Origin of the sequence: Dyadobacter arcticus (genome assembly GCF_011762185.1) — a bacterium.
In the GTDB taxonomy this organism is placed as follows: Bacteria; Bacteroidota; Bacteroidia; order Cytophagales; family Spirosomataceae; genus Dyadobacter; species Dyadobacter arcticus.
Genome location: NZ_JAASQJ010000006.1, coordinates 223,044 through 238,979 on the forward strand (window position 1 = coordinate 223,044; position 15,936 = coordinate 238,979).

Here is a 15,936-nt window from a genome sequence, read left to right on the forward strand (position 1 = left end):
ACTTCGAAAGAGCTTGTTAAAAAAGAAATCCTATATAACTAGTGTCTAAAATATGACGGAGAAAATGATCAAAGCCTTGGATCGCTTTCGGATTCAACCCAATTTTTTGAGAACCGTTTACATTACTTGGCGTTTGGGCTTATGGACTATTGTAAGACGGTTAATTTGTTTTTAAGCTATTAGCTGCTAGCTATTAGCTGTTAGCTTTTTTTTATGGGTAAATGCTTTTTTAGAGCACTAAACCGGCAGCATTTCATTAAGAATCGCCGACATATACAATTAGCTACTACCAAAAAGAGCTAACCGCGCGGCGGCCGCAGCTAATAGCTTCTTCATCCTTCCGACGATTTCCCATTCGAGCTGCTCTCCTTCAACAGCTGATTAAAGTAAATCTCCAAGGCATCGGAGTACTGCTGCTGTTCTTTTTCACTGGAAATGCCTTCCAAAAGTTCAGACAGTTCTTCTCCCGAGAGTTTGTTGCTGATCAGTTTATTAATCAATTTTTCAGCCCGGGAAAGTGACATATAGTTAGCTGGTTTAGTCTGCACTGGATACGTGAGATGCAGATTAAAGGGCTATTGCAGATGGATGTTTTTTTATTGATGCAGGATTCTAGCTTTTTTGGGAGGGAGAAAAAATAATTTGAAAAATAAGTGACCGATGGAGAAGGGGTACGTCTAAATAGAAATATCTCGTCACCAATCCCATTTATTTATGAAACACACATTACTGTTATCCCTGCTCTTTATCACATTATCCACCTTCAAAACTATCGCACAGACCAAACCCTTTCCCAATCCTGAAGACTCGGCCAAGATCGCACAGGCAATGTCTTTTCTGCAAGCCCAGGACCGTAACCTTCAAATATGTGGGTGCATTTGAATATCGGCAGGTTGGAGCTACTAATGTTCTTGATCGGGTATCGCTATCCGAAGGCCAGGCGGTTTTCCGATTATATAAGACTTCAAAGCGTAGAAGGCAAAGAATTTTGCTTGCCTTACGAAGAACTTACCCTAGTGACACCATTCAATTATCTACGTTTGGATGTTGGGCAAGTTGAAAGGAAAAGAATACTTTGTGGCATTGATAAACTGAGCAATGCTCAGTTTATCAAAATAAGGAAAAATTCCGAAGCTCCAATCTTTGAAGTTAGTTATAATATTACCCCAGTGGTTCTGGATAGTATATTGACTACCGCAATGGATTCAAGTGGCATACTGAAACTCCAAGATTTGGAAGGCGAATTGAGAGGAAATGTCATTGCTCATGCCATCAGCAAAGGATATTCCATTCATTTCGACGATTATCGAGGGGTTTATTATTGGGTAATAAATTGAAAATATATAGGAAACGTTTCTAAACACGGAGCGTTTCCTATTGTACCATCCCAATATTAAAATAATATTTGGGTTGCCTTCGGCTGTCATGGAGGCGAGTTTAAGTAATTGAAATCAAAAATGGAATTTTGTAATTACCGATAAGCCGCAAGTGGAAATATGACCAAAAATTGAAATAGAAACCCAACTTTATCTTATTATTGCCTGAATTTATATAAAGCAGTTATCATTTCGATAAAAACACCTAAATCCGATTATGTTGCCACGAGATCAAAATGCTCATATTTGTTCGGTAAAGCAATTAACAATCGACAAACTAAAAACCTTATGCCTTTCTCATGAAACAAAAGCAGTAATTAAAAAACATTACCCAATTAGTTCATTCCACACATATCATTAAAACACATTCATGAAAAATTCATTTACACACATGCGTAACTTTTTCAAATTAATTATTCTCTCACTTATAATTCATTCCAATACAATCCCCAATCTCCTTGCATAAGGCAAATTAGTTGAGGGATACATGATTACCAATCAAAGTGATACCAATTCGAGGATTGATCAGAGATGAAGGCTGGACGAAAAGTCCGGAGAGTATCGAATTCAAAGTTAAGAATGGGCCGTTACAGACATTCTCGGCAGATGATACGAAAGGATTTGGGATACTTTCTACTAATGAAATATATAAAAGTAAGAGGATAGCACTGTTGAATATTACATCCAGCCAAGTTTATATTACAGCGCCATCGTTAGAAGCAAGAGACTCCGCTCAGGTATTTTTACAGGAGATTGTGACGGGTAACAAGGCCATATTGTTTGAGTTTCTAAACCTATCAGAACAACCTCACTATTTTATCGAGAAGGATAAGTTATTGAAAGAATTATACAACTACTCATTTTACAAATCGATTGACGACAGGACATATCTCCTGGTGTATGACGACTACAAAAAACAGCTAGCTCAATTCTGTGGAGACAATGAAGGATTCAAAGCCCCAATACCGCCCTATCAAAGAAAACAATTAAAACAATACATTGAAAATTATAATAATTTGTCTCCGGAGGAGCGCAAAATATATAAGCCTAAAAATAACAGATTAACATTCGACTTTGACCTGAATGCTAGTTTTGAAAATTGGAACCAGCCTCCGTTCGTGATTGAAAACAAATTTACTTATGGCATATGGAATTAGGACATTTCGCCAATTTCAACTGGGCAATTTCTAAGTCCAAACTATTTACCCAACCCAGAATCAGCCTGCATTACTTCATGGATTTGACTTTGCACCGGTAGCTTAGCAGTTGTAGCTAAGTAGCAAATGGAAATGCTACGAAAAATTGAAATAGAAATCCAACTTTAACTTATTATTACCTGAATTTATTAGAATCTAAGTCAATATGCGGACAGAATGGCACGCTGGAATCGAAAATTGCCACTCAATATAACCCACACTTAAATGCAAAACTGGATTTTTAGCACAATTATTCCAATTGCAATGATTGTAACTTCTGTGGCTGTCTTCAAGCCGACGGAATTTCGTCAGACGGTCAAAGTTTTAAATCGCGTTCTGATGTATTTGCTCACTTACACATTGCTGATCTACTTTCTCGACGTTGAGGATGTAATAACTACCACTTGGGCGTATAATACACTTGTCTTCTTCTTTTTTGTCTATTTAGCTATTGTGATAACGCTTAACCTGATGGATTGGATTACAAAGAGGGATTGATCATATCGTTCTAAGTATAGATCATGACTAGGAATAAATCCGCAGGTTGTACAGCGGCAGCCACTATTTTGATAAATAACAGGTCAACAAGCATCTTTGGCAAATTTTCACCATATTCCGTCAAAAAATCGTTACGATAAGGAACCTGGGAGCCAAGAATGAAGTGCTATAAAGAGATTTACTTTCTATTATTTTTTCTAACCATTGCCGGATTCGCTTGTTCTCAAACGGTTATCACCGACTCAACCGGTTATGTGACCATTGGGGAAATCCTTGTGGAAGGCAATCATAAAACGCGTTCAGGCATTATCCTGCGGGAAATGGCGATCAGGACGGGCGATACGCTTACTACTGAAAGCCTGAAAGAAAAACTGGAAATAGACCGCCGCAAAGTCGTTAATACCAACTTATTCGTGACGGTTGATCTGCTGACCCAGGCCAGCCTCGATTCTACTCACACCGATATCCGCATCGTCGTCAAAGAGCGATGGTATTTTATCTTTCTACCCGTTTTTCAGCTCGCCGACCGTAATTTCAATGAATGGTGGTACGAAAGAAAGCGGGATTTGTCGCGTACGACTTTCGGCGTCTACCTCAGCTACGGGAATGTTACCGGACGTGCCGATAAACTGCGATTTCTGGCTGAATTCGGTTTCATCCCAAAATTTGAACTGGCTTATACCCTACCATATCTGGATAAGGCGAAGAAAACCGGAGTCACCATTGGCACCTCTTACTCCATTAACAAAACCACTGCATTCAGGACCTGGCGGGATAAGCTGCAATACTTTAATAGTGAAGACATTAACCGGAAAAGATTTACCAGCTATGTGAGTTTTACACGCCGCAATAAATACTATACTTTTCATTCATTGGACCTGAGGTGGAGTTACAGCAAAATTTCTGACACCATTTCCGTGCTTAACCCCAATTATCTTCTTAACAACCGGAAAGAGCAAAAATACTTTCAACTTACTTACACATTCAGCTACGACAGAAGGGATAATGTACAATACGCGCTGTCCGGGCAGACGCTTGGATTGCAGGTTTCCAAAACCGGGCTGCTGCCCTCTGACGATGTTAACCTGCTCTATTTTTACGGCTCTTACCGAAAATACATTCCACTTAGTAAAAAATTGTTTTTCAATACGGGCTTTCGGGGACGAGCTTCATTCCCCAAACGACAGCCCTATCTGCAGACGATCGGCCTCGGCTATCGCAATGATCTGGTGAGGGGATATGAGCTGTATGTGGTTGACGGACAGAGTTATGGACTCATCAAGAACGAATTAAAATACCGGCTGTTCTCCATCCAGAAACACCTTTCGTTTATACCTGTGAGGCAGTTCAATACAATTCCGCTGGCTATGTATATCAATACTTTTGCGGATGCCGGATATGTCAAAAACAACTATCCTGAGTTCAGCAACACACGTTTGGGCAATAAGATGCTCTACGGCGCAGGGGCCGGGCTGGACGTAGTTACCTTTTACAATATTGTCGCACGGTTCAATCTAACGCTCAATGCAAAAGGGGAACAACGGTTTTTCTTTAATGTTGCGAGGGAATTTTGAGGCATTTTCAAACTACAGAAATATCTTTAAATTGCGATATACATGACTTTTTTGAAGAAGGCATAACTATTTTACAAAACGAGAAACCTAACTGAATGAAAATAATTTATACTCGCATGAAACGTCTCCATACGTGGGTATCCGCGCTCCTGATCGCTGTCGCGGTGAGTAGTTGTGATACCAAAACCAATGAAAAAACGGAAACCGCAACACCCGATTCGGTCATCCTGCCTGCACCCGCCTCCAATGATTTGAACAGCAATCAATCGGCATTGCTGAATACGATCATGGGGCAATCCAACGAATCGGAGGGAGGCATTTTAAGGGGCGTTTCCTTTGGAGACCCGGTCAGCAAAGTAAAAGCTTCCGAAACCTTTGAAATGTTTGAGGAAACTACTGAGCATCTGGGTTATACGTCCGAAACAGCTCAGCTTGAAACTATTGATGTCCAGTACTTTTTCACTGCCGATAAAAAGGTTAACAAGATTACAGTGGATGTGTACCTGAACAGTCCGGAAGCTACAAAACAACTGTGGAATGCTGGTAAACAGCACTTTACGGAAACTTACGCTGCCCCAAAAGAGGAAGGAAAAAAAATCATGTGGACCAATAAATCTGTCCGGATTAATATGGAGGATGTTTCGGTAGGGAAGGATTATGGGCTCAAATTCCAGTTTTTTCCTGGTGATAAAAATGTACTAGCCGCAAACTAAAAGTTATGAAAAACCACAAATCGATATTACTGACTGTCTTATGCCTGATTTCTGTCAGTGTTTTTGCGCAGAAGAAATCTAAAAAAGATGAGGTTGTTATTGTTGAGACAAATATGGGTACGATGCGATTTATCCTGTTTGAGGAAACACCAAAACACAAAGCCAACTTTCTTAAACTGGCAGGTGACAAATTTTATGACGGCCTGCTTTTTCACAGGGTTATAGATGATTTTATGATCCAGGGTGGCGATCCTGAGTCGAAAAATGCCAAACCTGACGAAATGCTTGGAAAAGGGGAGAATGGTTACCGAGTACCTGCAGAGTTCAATGCTAAACTTTTTCATCAGAAAGGGGCGCTTGCTGCTGCAAGGGACAATAATCCCGCAAAAGAATCGAGTGGCTGCCAGTTTTACATTGTCGACGGCAGAAAATGGAGTAAAACTGATCTGCAAAAGCAAGAAGCCCGCGCAGCCAGAAAACTGACTGACGATCAGAAAAAAGTTTACGAAACCATCGGCGGAACCCCGCATCTGGATGGTGCATATACTGTTTTTGGTCAGCTGATCGATGGTATGGAAGTGGTTGAGAAAATTGCTTCGGTCGATTTAGACGAACGGAACCGGCCGGAAAAAGATGTTTCTATGAAGGTTTCAGTGAAAAAAATGAAGAAGAAGAAAATCACTAAAAAATACGGCTGGAATTACAAAGCCTGAATTGTCTGCATTGGAAAAGAAAAAAGCATTAATAACCGGTTCCAATGGCCTTTTGGGACAAAAATTAGTGGAATTGCTAATTGGAAAGCCTGATTTTGAAATCATTGCGACTGCGGTAGGCGCCAATCGGCTTCCTTTGAAGGAGGGTTATCGATACCTGGAAATGGATATCACCAATCCATACCAAGTCGAGGAAGTGATTCAATCTGTCCGGCCCGATGTACTGATCCACACGGCTGCCATGACCAATGTTGATCAATGCGAGATCGAAAAGGAAGGTTGCTGGAAACTGAATGTAACGGCGGTTGAAAACCTGATCGCGGCTTGCAAAAAGTATCATGTATTCCTGCAACATTTATCCACCGACTTTATATTCGATGGAACATCAGGCCCTTATGCAGAGGAAGATCTTCCAAATCCGATCAGTTTTTATGGTTGGAGTAAATATGCCGCAGAAAAGGCGGTTATGCATTCTGGAATCGACTGGGCTATCACACGTACCGTTTTGGTTTACGGCATTGCGCACGATATGAGCCGCAGCAATATTATTCTTTGGGTTAAAAAATCATTGGAAGAGACAAGGTCAATTAAAGTAGTAACCGATCAGTTCAGGACACCGACTTTGGCGGAGGACCTGGCAATGGGTTGCTTCCTGATTGCAGATCAAAGGGCAAAAGGCATCTTTCACATTTCCGGAAAGGATTTCCTTACCCCTTATGAAATGGCAGTTATGACGGCCAATTATTTTGAGTTAAATGTTACTCTGATCTCCCCAACCGACGCTTCCAGCTTTACGCAACCCGCCCGCAGGCCACCAAGAACCGGTTTTGATCTAAGCAAATCAAAACAGGTTCTCGGGTACGAACCACGTTCTTTCGAAGAAGGAATTGCAATTCTGGCCGGGCAAATGGGGCTTTAGTGTCAATTATGACTTTTCAATTGCGGCCAGGTCTAATAAAAAACCTGGAAACAAAGGTTCTCCCGAAAGTTGAATGTTCAGACTATTGAATTCCTGGATATTTTGATTAGGAGCATACACATAGGCCTTCTGTTCAAAACGGTCAATCAACCAGCCTAATTGGCATCCATTTTCAATGTACTCCGTCATTTTATCTTTTAGATATTTCAAATCATCAGATTTTGACCGCACTTCAATGATGAAATCAGGGCAAATTGGTGCAAATCTTTCTTTCTCTTCCCTGGAAAGTGCATCCCATTTTTCTCTTGGTACCCAGGAAACATCTGGTGATCTTACTGCACCATTCGGCAATGTAAAGCCTGTCGAAGAATCAAATAATTTTCCCAAAATCTGACGGCCTTGAAGCCATACGCCCAATTCGATCAGAATATCAGAATTAAAACTTCCTGTAAAACTTCCAGTTGGAGACATAAAAATAATATTGCCGTCACGATCCCTCTCGAAGTTAAGCATATCGTTCATCCGGCAAAACCGGAAGAACTCCTCCTCGCTCATAATGTCCCCTACCTTGAAAGTCACTAACGTATTCATAAAATAATGAAGATTCCTTTTTGGAAGTTTTTCAGAAAGCAATTTACCAATTAATGACAGGTTTTTAAAATGGGCTCTTTTTTTGACGTTTAATAAAGCTTCTCATAATATTCCCTCGCCATGCGATCGGAATTGAACTCCACATGGACATCATTCATGCTGTTGAGCACCAAGGTTTGCCACTTTTCCTGATCGCAATAGTAAGTTGGGATTACTGACGTTTCCAGCTTTTCCATCAGATTATCGCAATCTTGTTTGTTTATATCTTCTCCCTCAGCAACTGGCAGGATAAACGAGTTTACCTCATCTTTGGCAAATTCACAAATCCAGCCATCGTACGTGGAAAGGTTCAGTGACGCATTCATGGCAGCGGTCATTCCACTGGTACCGGACGCTTCCCGCGTCACAACCGGCGTATTGAGCCAGATATCCGAACCATCTTTCATTAATTTAGAAAGCCCTAACTCGTAGCCAGTTAGCACGGCCATATTCGGGAAATGATGGCTCAGGTAAAATAAATGGTTGAATGTATTGATCGCACCTTCATCTTTGGGATAAGGTTTTCCAGCCCAAATCACCTGAATCGGCTGGTCTTCATTGGACATCAACTTTTTAAATCTCTCAATATCCCAAACCAGCATATCCGGTCGCTTGTAGGCAGCGAACCGTCGGGCCCAAACGATGGTAAGTACCTCCGGATCAAATATTTTGCCGCATTGATCCGCCACGGTTTTGAACAGAATGGCTTTCAATTCTTTTTTCCTGGCGGTAATTTTGGCCTTATCGCCATCAATACGCGCTTTTTCAAGTTCAGTATCGGTCCAATAGCTATTTTTCTGCGCATTTGTAATGTGGTCAATCGGGGCAATTTTAGCATGACTTTTCCACATGTGTCTGGAAACTTCACCATGCAATTTCGAAACTGCATTCGCTTTGCGGCTCAAACTTAATGCGGCCAGCGAATGATTGAAGATGTTATCCTTAATCCCACTTATTTTACGAACAGTTTCAAGGTTCAAGCCGGAGAAAAAGCCGAGATTTTCCAGAAAGTGGATCTCATGTTTCTCATTTCCTGCCTCTTCCGGCGTGTGGGTCGTGAATACCACCCGCTTTTTAACTTCTGATACCTTCTTGTGTTTCTTGAATAAATGAAAAATTGCGGATACCGCGTGGGCTTCATTGAAATGATAAACCTGCGGCTCATATTGTAATTCTTCCAGGAGCCGGGCACCGCCAATTCCTAAAACCATGCATTGCGCTACCTTATAGGAAACATCCGCATCATAAAGCGAAAAGCAGATTTTTCGGGTATTATCGTCATTCCCGTCCGTGTCGGTAGTGAGCAGGAATAAGGGCGCCGACTGGAAAACCTCCGGAGCAAGATAATAGGCAGCTACCCAAACTTGCTTTCCCATAATCGGAATCTGAAAACGTATACTTGTATCCGTTAAAAATGAATACATCTTTTCTCGGAACTCCGGCTGCATGCTGCCATCCTGCTTTCTGCCCTGATCGTAATAGCCATTTTTCCACAACATCCCGATCCCAATCAGATTTTGTTTGAGCGCATATACACTTCGCATGTGCGACCCGGCCAGAAAACCCAGCCCGCCTGAATAAATCTTCAGCGCCTGGTCTACGGCAAATTCCATTGAAAAGTATGCAACTGATTTTTTGTATTTCGCATCTGGAGTAAATGGATGCTGGTAAGGAACTGTGAAGGTTGATTGTGACATCGGGTTAACTTTTTGTGAACAAATGCAGAAATTTCTTCCCACAAACAATTATAAAATTATGCCATTAAGCCCTTGAAAATACATTGTGCCTGACTTTGAGTTAAAATCAGGCACAATGTATGATGCATTTTAAAATATTAATTTCCGAATAATCTGGCCCAAAATCCCTTCGCTTTGGTTTTTGTCTCAACGATTTTTTCGGATGCTGCCTCTTTCAATTCATGAAACTCTTCGGTCGCCTTTGCTTTCAATTCCTCAGCTTTAATTTGCGCTTCCAGTAACTTTTCTGATGCAATAACTTTGGCTTCTTCGAAGGCTTCCGCTGCATCTTCTCTCAAATCTTCAAATTTCTCAGCGGCTGCTTCTTTGAGCTCTCCTGCTTTTTCCGTCAGATCAGCAATAACCTCATCGGCTTTAATTTTGCCGGCAGCAATGCCCAATTCAACTTCATTCTGAAGTTGTTCAGCTTTTGCAGCAAAGCCTGTTTTAACTTCCTCCGCTTTTTCTGTAAATTCTTCCTTCACCTCTTCGGTTTTGGACGCTGCCTCATCTTTTATCTTCGCGACAATTTCTTTCGCTTCTTCCGCTTTATCCTCAGCTACCATTTTCACGTCTTCCACTTTTTCCTCAGCATCCGTTTCCAGTTCGTCCACTTTATCAGAAATATTACCCTCTATTTCCAATGCTGCTTCTTTGGTTTCATCCACCTTAGTCTCCGCTTCGGCTTTCAGATCGTCCAATGTTTCGTAGACCTCCGTTTTGATCCCGTCTGCTGCAACTTCTGCCTCTGCCACTTTTTCCTCAGCAACGGCTTCTACGTTTTCCGCTTCTTCTTCCACTACATCAACTGCCTCATCTTTAATTTCCAGCACTTCTTCCACAATCTCATCTTTCGCTTCGGCTGTTGTTGCTTTCAGTTCTTCGGCGTTATTTTCCAGTGATTTCTCTGAATCGTCCGGAACTAGTTTGTCGTTTTCTGGCATGGGGAATGGGTTTTATGGTAATTAAAGTTGAACAGGATGAATTCGAAAGCTACAAAGGAGTTGGCAACGGTGCAAACAATACGGCTACCTTTCTTTTACTCTAACCTTCTTATCATCAAATTTTTAACCAATTCAAAAAAGGGTTCCGGCAGTAAGGTCCGCCAGTTATTCAGGTGAAGGGTACCTCCGAAATTAATGTAGTAATCCAGCCTGAATTTCTTCCATTGTTCTTCCACATGTTCACGAAAACTCACCGCCGCAATCCAGCCGTCTTCTACATCGTCAAACCATTCGGCATAGTAATCGTCTTCTGCACCATGAAAATCGAGGACATTTTCGCCCAGCAGGATAAATTTATTGATCCCTTCATCGACCAGCGCATCTACGACCTGGCGTTTGAAAAACATGATATCATTGTGCAGGGTGTCGTTCCACTCTCCGAACATTTCGATGATAACATAACGCTTGTTATAATCGGCATAAAGGATCTTCACATATAATGTTTCGGACCCAATTTCGTCCCAAAGCGGATGTATGTAATAACCGTAGATCGCATTTTCGTAATAATCCAGATTGTAAGTCCTGCCGAAAAAAGGAGATCGTTCATCGTGGCTGGCGACATAATGTTTTTCCCAATTATAGTAGGGTTCAAGTTCCTGCATGGTAAATACGCTTTACTGGCAATTTTTAGATATTGATAAATATAACTGAAAAAAGAAAAGGCTTAAACGATGTTTAAACCGTTTAAGCCTTTTAAAATATTGTACCTTAACTCCAGCCGGGCGCGGGGTGCCGCGCGCTGGACGCCTACAATTCGCGTATCCAGATATTCCGGAAACTCGTCGTATTGTTATGATCCTGTAATTTGATTGGTCCGTTACCGTGCGGTACTATAGTCGGCTGGCCAATATAAGGTGTAGTTCCCTGGATCATGGTATGGTTTTGAACCAAAACACCATTGTGAATGACGGTAATGTAAGGTGCGATCGTCATTTGACCGTCCTTATTGAAATGCGGTGCAGTATACACCACATCGTAAACCTGCCACTCGCCCGGGCCAACCGATGCATTTACCAACGGCATTGTCTGCTTGTAGATAGAACCTGCCTGACCATTGGAGTAAGTAACATTATTATAGCTATCCAGAACTTGCAACTCGTAAACTCCCTGCATAAAAATACCGCTGTTTCCACGTCCCTGGCTGGAACCTTCCACTTTTGCTGGTGTACGGAACTCAATGTGAAGCTGATAATCACCAAAAGTCTGCTTGGTTTGAATGTCCCCCGACTTAGGTGCCACGGTAATGGCGCCATCCGCTACCGTCCAGGGAGCAGCGGCTTTTCCATCTTTACCTGAAACCCAGGCATCCAGGTTTTTTCCATCAAATAATACAATCGCATCAGAAGGGGCGCTGAACCCGGAAAGGCTTGGAGAAATTTTACCTGGTGTAACGATACGGGGAACCGGGCTCCACAATTCGCTGGATTCGGGTGTTTGCTTAGTGGGTTGTAGTTGCGCGTGAGCAGCAAAGGCAGTAGCCAGGCTGAACGCGGTTAGCATTAATTTTTTCATTTTGAAAAGTAACTGTTTAGTCTAATAACTCATTGAAATAATATCAAAACACAACATTAGGTAAAAAGCATTAACAAATGCGATTCTCATCTAATTAAATACGGATTCTATCACGTAATTTGCACCTCCTTCGGCCGAGGAGTCTTACTCCCGAAGGCTTTATGTAAAACCTACCAAAGCTTTATCCAAGTATGTTTAAACTCAGAAGTCCTTTGTTGCAGCTAGTTTGTGGCATGGCAGCCATTGTTGCGCAGACCGCCTACGCCCAACAGCCTATCCCCCTTAATGACCTTAGCGCATTTACCACCAAACCCGACAACTGGAAAATCGTGGGCAATGCATCCGCTGACATTTCAAAAGAAAATGTATTGATTACTATACCTGGAAAAGGCGTTATGGCCTGCTTTCATGAGAAAGGGAAGTATGGCAATCAATATGATCTGATCTCCAATCTCAAGCATGGCGACCTCGATATTGAGCTCGATTTCATGCTGACCAAGGGTTCCAATTCGGGGATTTATCTTCAGGGAAATTACGAAGTGCAGCTTTTTGACTCGTGGGGAAAGAAAACTGCCAAATACGGCGATAACGGCGGAATTTACGAACGCTGGAATGATGCAAAGCCAGAAGGTGAAAAGGGATATGAAGGCTACGCCCCTCGTTTTAATGTTGCCAAAGCACCCGGTTTGTGGCAAAATATCAAAATATCCTATCAGGCCCCCCGCTTTGATGCAAATGGAAAGAAAATCTCCAATGCAGTGTTTTTATCGGTCGTTTTGAACGGGGTTACTATTCATGAAAATGTGGAAGTAAGCGGCCCGACCCGCGGCGCACTTTCGGAGGATGTAGCCATGGGTCCGATCCGGATCCAGGGAGACCACGGTTCTCTTGCGATTAAGAATATCATTGTAAACAATTTTGATCAAAAGCCGGGAACATTGTCTGAGCTTTCCTACAAAACCTATTACGGCGGATTGATGGAAACAGAAGACCTTTCCAAACTTACTCCCGCTGAAACGGGAAAATCAGAAGCGCTGAGCTGGGAGATTCTAAAAGAAAATAATAATTATTCTTATCTGTACACGGGAAGGTACAATGCGCCGACGGCTGGTAATTACAATTTTAAATTACAGGCTTCGGGAAATTCTTACCTTAAAGTTGATGGTAAATTCGTCATCGACGCTGCATGGAAAAATAATAATGAATTCCGTAATGGCGTGGTCAATCTGAAAGCGGGTGACCATACCATTGAAATATTCAACAATAAAAGAGATGGCTGGATGCGCCCGGTGCTTGGGCTTTGGGTAAATGGCCCTGGTTTCAGGGAAGTGGCTTACCATACCAAAAGTTCGGCTATGGCTGCTGGTTCAACCGATCCAATCCTGATCAATGCTGGGACCAATACCATTACCCGCAGTTTTATGGATTTCCAGAAAGACGATAAAGCCAAATCTCAGCGCATTGTGCACGCTATTTCAGTAGGCAGCCCGGCCAATCTGCATTATACTTACGATCTTGACAAAGGTTCTATATTACAGGTATGGAGAGGCGAATTTCTGGATGCTACCCCAATGTGGCATGAGCGCGGAGACGGTTCCTCCCGTCCGCGCGGAAGTGTTACCTTGCTCGGTGATGATATGATACTGGGTAAAGTAAACGGCAAATCCAAATGGGTAAGTGACACGACCGGAAGTGGCTACCGTCCAAAAGGTTATGTATTGGATGATATGGACGTTCCAACATTCCAGTACCAGGCTTTCGGCTCTACGGTTACCGATTACGTTTCCGTTGTAAATAATCAATATTTCGAACGCATTGTGAAAGTGGATAAGCCTGCCGCTGGCCTGATGGCCCGACTTGCGGACGGATCGACGATTGAAAAAATATCCGATGGGCTCTACGCGGTCGATAACAAATCGTATTATATCCAGCTGGCTGATAAAACAATTAAACCAGAGATCAGAACCGCTGACGGACTGCAGGAATTGCTGATCCCGGTTGTTGGAAGCGGTGAAGTAAAATATGCAATCCTGTTCTGATTAACCCTGTCATAACTTAATAGACAATGAAAAAATTAATTCAATTAACATTAATCCTTTTGGTTGCGCTCACCTCGCTGAGAGCGCAGGAATCGCCCAAAGAAGAAGATTTTTATAAGATTATCACGCCTCCGATCCCGGAAGGCATCATATTAGAAGTAGGCGGGCTGACCACCATGCCCAATGGTTCATTGGCAATTTCAACGCGCCGCGGAGAAGTTTGGATCGTAGATAACCCGACCAGTCGTTCGCCTTATTTCAGAAAATTTGCGACTGGTTTGCACGAAATTCTCGGTCTTGCTTATAAAGAAGGTGCATTGTACTGCGCACAACGCGGCGAGTTGACCAAACTGATTGATAAAAATGGGGACGGTAAGGCGGATGTTTACGAAACCGTGTACGCCTGGCCGTTATCAGGACATTATCATGAATATTCTTTCGGACCAAAACTGGCGCCAGATGGCAGCTTCTTTGTAAGTGGCAATGTTGCTTTTGGTGACGAGGAATGGTGGAGAGGCGAAAGCCGTGTTCCCGGTCGCGGATGGATTTTTCACATTACCAATGATGGAAAATATGAGCCCTATGCAACGGGCGTACGTTCCCCGGCAGGTATCAGCATGTTAAATGGTGAATTGTTCTATACTGACAACCAGGGCGACTGGATGGGCACGGGTGGGATTTTTCAGGTAAAAAAAGGAGGCTTTATGGGCCACCCGGCTGGTTTACGTTGGGCTGGACTGCCTAATTCACCCGTTAAACTCACCGAGAAGCAGTTTTTCGCCGAACGCGACAACCGGCAAACCAAAGACGATAAAGGTGCAGCTATCAAACCTGAAAATACAAGAAATGAGGAGCCGCAATTTCTTTATCAGTTGAAACAAAAATATGATATGGTGCAGCTGCCAGCAGTTTGGCTGCCTTATGGTGTTCAGGGTGTATCTACATCGGAGCTGATTATGGACAATACAAGCGGAAATTTTGGGCCGTTCACGGGTCAGGTTTTTGTTGGTGACCAGGGGCAAAGCAATATTATGCGGGTTGTGCTCGAAAAAGTAAAAGGGGAGTATCAAGGTGCCAGCATTGGTTTCCGCAGCGGGTTTCAGTCCGGAGTGTTGAGAATGGCCTTTGATAAGGACGGCTCTATGTTTGTTGGAGAAACCAACCGTGGCTGGGGATCGGCTGGGGACGCTAACCAGGGATTGCAGCGATTGGTGTGGAATGGAAAGATGCCTTTTGAAATGTATACCGTAAAAGCGCAGCCTGACGGATTCGAAATAGAATTCACTATGCCGGTTGATCGTAAATCAGCGGAAGACCTTGATTCTTATAAAGTCAGCAACTATATCTATAAACATTATCCTGTTTACGGAAGCCCTCAGATCAATCTGAATGAAGTGAAAGTTACAGGCGTGAAAGTTTCCGATGACAATAAGAAAGTGCGCATTGTGCTGGACAATATGAAACAGTATTATGTACACAAGATTCAATTAGAAGGTGTTCGCGCAGCAACCAATAGCTGGTCGCTCGTTCACCCGGATGCCTATTACACATTGAACAACATTCCCGACGGCGAGAAACTGAAAGTTTCGGAACTGAAGACAACCCGATCAGGCGGGACCCAATCCGGTAGTGCATCCGCTTCTGCAAGTTCTACTACCGAAAAAGAACATGTTTCTCCTGACGGAAAAGGAAAAGCAACAGCGTCATCGTCCAAAGTACCAACCTTTGCCGAAGTAAAACCGCTTTTGGAAAAAAACACCTGTCTTGCCTGCCATGCAGCGGATAAAAAAGTAGTAGGTCCGTCGTACACGGATGTCGCTAAACGCAAGTACAGCAATGACAAGATCGTTGATCTGATCTACAATCCAAAACCAGAAAACTGGCCGGATTTTGCTACACCAATGGCCCCGATGCCGCAAGTACCGAAGGCCGAAGCTGCGAAGATTGCTGCCTGGATCAATTCACTGGGCAAATAGAATTCGCTGAATATAAAGCAATTGAATAAATCTTACGAAAAAGCTGTGCT

16 protein-coding genes are annotated in these 15,936 nt (G+C 42.7%); 10 read left to right on the plus strand and 6 right to left on the minus strand.

Features of this window, described 5'->3' with window-relative positions; all coding sequences use genetic code 11:
- Nucleotides 1-332: 332 nt before the first annotated feature.
- Complete coding sequence (locus FHS68_RS24585; protein WP_167276374.1) at nt 333-524, minus strand: hypothetical protein; 192 nt, start codon at nt 522-524, stop codon at nt 333-335.
- A 190-nt stretch (nt 525-714) separates the two neighbouring features.
- Here FHS68_RS24585 and FHS68_RS24590 point away from each other — a divergent pair, with 190 nt between their 5' ends.
- From FHS68_RS24590 to FHS68_RS24625, 8 genes are all read left to right on the plus strand, one after another.
- Nucleotides 715-882, plus strand: a complete 168-nt coding sequence (locus FHS68_RS24590; protein ID WP_167276377.1) for a hypothetical protein — start codon at nt 715-717, stop codon at nt 880-882.
- Nucleotides 883-992: 110 nt separating this feature from the next.
- The gene (locus FHS68_RS24595; protein ID WP_167276379.1) at nt 993-1,337 is read left to right on the plus strand and encodes a hypothetical protein; all 345 of its coding nucleotides are present in this window, start codon (nt 993-995) and stop codon (nt 1,335-1,337) included.
- A 542-nt stretch (nt 1,338-1,879) separates the two neighbouring features.
- Nucleotides 1,880-2,533 (plus strand): hypothetical protein, encoded by a 654-nt coding sequence (locus FHS68_RS24600; RefSeq protein ID WP_167276381.1) that lies wholly within the window; start codon nt 1,880-1,882, stop codon nt 2,531-2,533.
- Nucleotides 2,534-2,797: 264 nt separating this feature from the next.
- Complete coding sequence (locus tag FHS68_RS24605; protein ID WP_167276383.1) at nt 2,798-3,070, plus strand: hypothetical protein; 273 nt, start codon at nt 2,798-2,800, stop codon at nt 3,068-3,070.
- 158 nt (nt 3,071-3,228) lie between these two features.
- The gene (locus FHS68_RS24610; RefSeq protein ID WP_167276386.1) at nt 3,229-4,644 is read left to right on the plus strand and encodes a BamA/TamA family outer membrane protein; all 1,416 of its coding nucleotides are present in this window, start codon (nt 3,229-3,231) and stop codon (nt 4,642-4,644) included.
- Between the two features lie 116 nt (nt 4,645-4,760).
- A complete protein-coding gene (locus tag FHS68_RS24615; RefSeq protein ID WP_167276388.1) occupies nt 4,761-5,357 on the plus strand; it encodes a hypothetical protein in 597 nt (198 codons plus the stop codon).
- A 5-nt stretch (nt 5,358-5,362) separates the two neighbouring features.
- Nucleotides 5,363-6,070 carry a peptidylprolyl isomerase gene (locus tag FHS68_RS24620; protein ID WP_167276391.1) on the plus strand — a complete coding sequence of 236 codons (708 nt, stop codon included), beginning with the start codon at nt 5,363-5,365 and terminating at the stop codon, nt 6,068-6,070.
- Nucleotides 6,071-6,080: 10 nt separating this feature from the next.
- The gene (locus FHS68_RS24625; RefSeq protein WP_167276394.1) at nt 6,081-6,989 is read left to right on the plus strand and encodes an SDR family oxidoreductase; all 909 of its coding nucleotides are present in this window, start codon (nt 6,081-6,083) and stop codon (nt 6,987-6,989) included.
- A gap of 6 nt (nt 6,990-6,995) precedes the next feature.
- Here FHS68_RS24625 and FHS68_RS24630 read toward each other — a convergent pair whose 3' ends face one another.
- The 5 genes from FHS68_RS24630 to FHS68_RS24650 all read right to left on the minus strand — a co-directional run bounded on the left by FHS68_RS24630 (nt 6,996) and on the right by FHS68_RS24650 (nt 11,871).
- The gene (locus FHS68_RS24630) at nt 6,996-7,580 is read right to left on the minus strand and encodes a Uma2 family endonuclease (RefSeq protein ID WP_167276396.1); all 585 of its coding nucleotides are present in this window, start codon (nt 7,578-7,580) and stop codon (nt 6,996-6,998) included.
- An 89-nt stretch (nt 7,581-7,669) separates the two neighbouring features.
- Nucleotides 7,670-9,316, minus strand: coding sequence for an alpha-glucan family phosphorylase (gene glgP / locus FHS68_RS24635; protein ID WP_167276399.1), 1,647 nt, complete (start codon nt 9,314-9,316; stop codon nt 7,670-7,672).
- 137 nt (nt 9,317-9,453) lie between these two features.
- Nucleotides 9,454-10,299: a hypothetical protein gene (locus FHS68_RS24640; RefSeq protein ID WP_167276401.1), complete on the minus strand. Its 846-nt coding sequence runs from the start codon at nt 10,297-10,299 to the stop codon at nt 9,454-9,456.
- A 95-nt stretch (nt 10,300-10,394) separates the two neighbouring features.
- On the minus strand, nt 10,395-10,961 hold the full coding sequence (locus tag FHS68_RS24645; protein WP_167276404.1) for a hypothetical protein: 567 nt from the start codon (nt 10,959-10,961) through the stop codon (nt 10,395-10,397).
- Between the two features lie 145 nt (nt 10,962-11,106).
- Nucleotides 11,107-11,871: a 3-keto-disaccharide hydrolase gene (locus FHS68_RS24650; RefSeq protein ID WP_167276406.1), complete on the minus strand. Its 765-nt coding sequence runs from the start codon at nt 11,869-11,871 to the stop codon at nt 11,107-11,109.
- A gap of 233 nt (nt 11,872-12,104) precedes the next feature.
- On the opposite strand from FHS68_RS24650, the gene FHS68_RS24655 reads away from it, so the two are divergent.
- Nucleotides 12,105-13,910, plus strand: coding sequence for a 3-keto-alpha-glucoside-1,2-lyase-like domain-containing protein (locus FHS68_RS24655; RefSeq protein WP_167276510.1), 1,806 nt, complete (start codon nt 12,105-12,107; stop codon nt 13,908-13,910).
- A 26-nt stretch (nt 13,911-13,936) separates the two neighbouring features.
- Complete coding sequence (locus FHS68_RS24660) at nt 13,937-15,886, plus strand: c-type cytochrome (RefSeq protein ID WP_167276409.1); 1,950 nt, start codon at nt 13,937-13,939, stop codon at nt 15,884-15,886.
- The last annotated feature ends 50 nt before the right edge of the window (nt 15,887-15,936 follow it).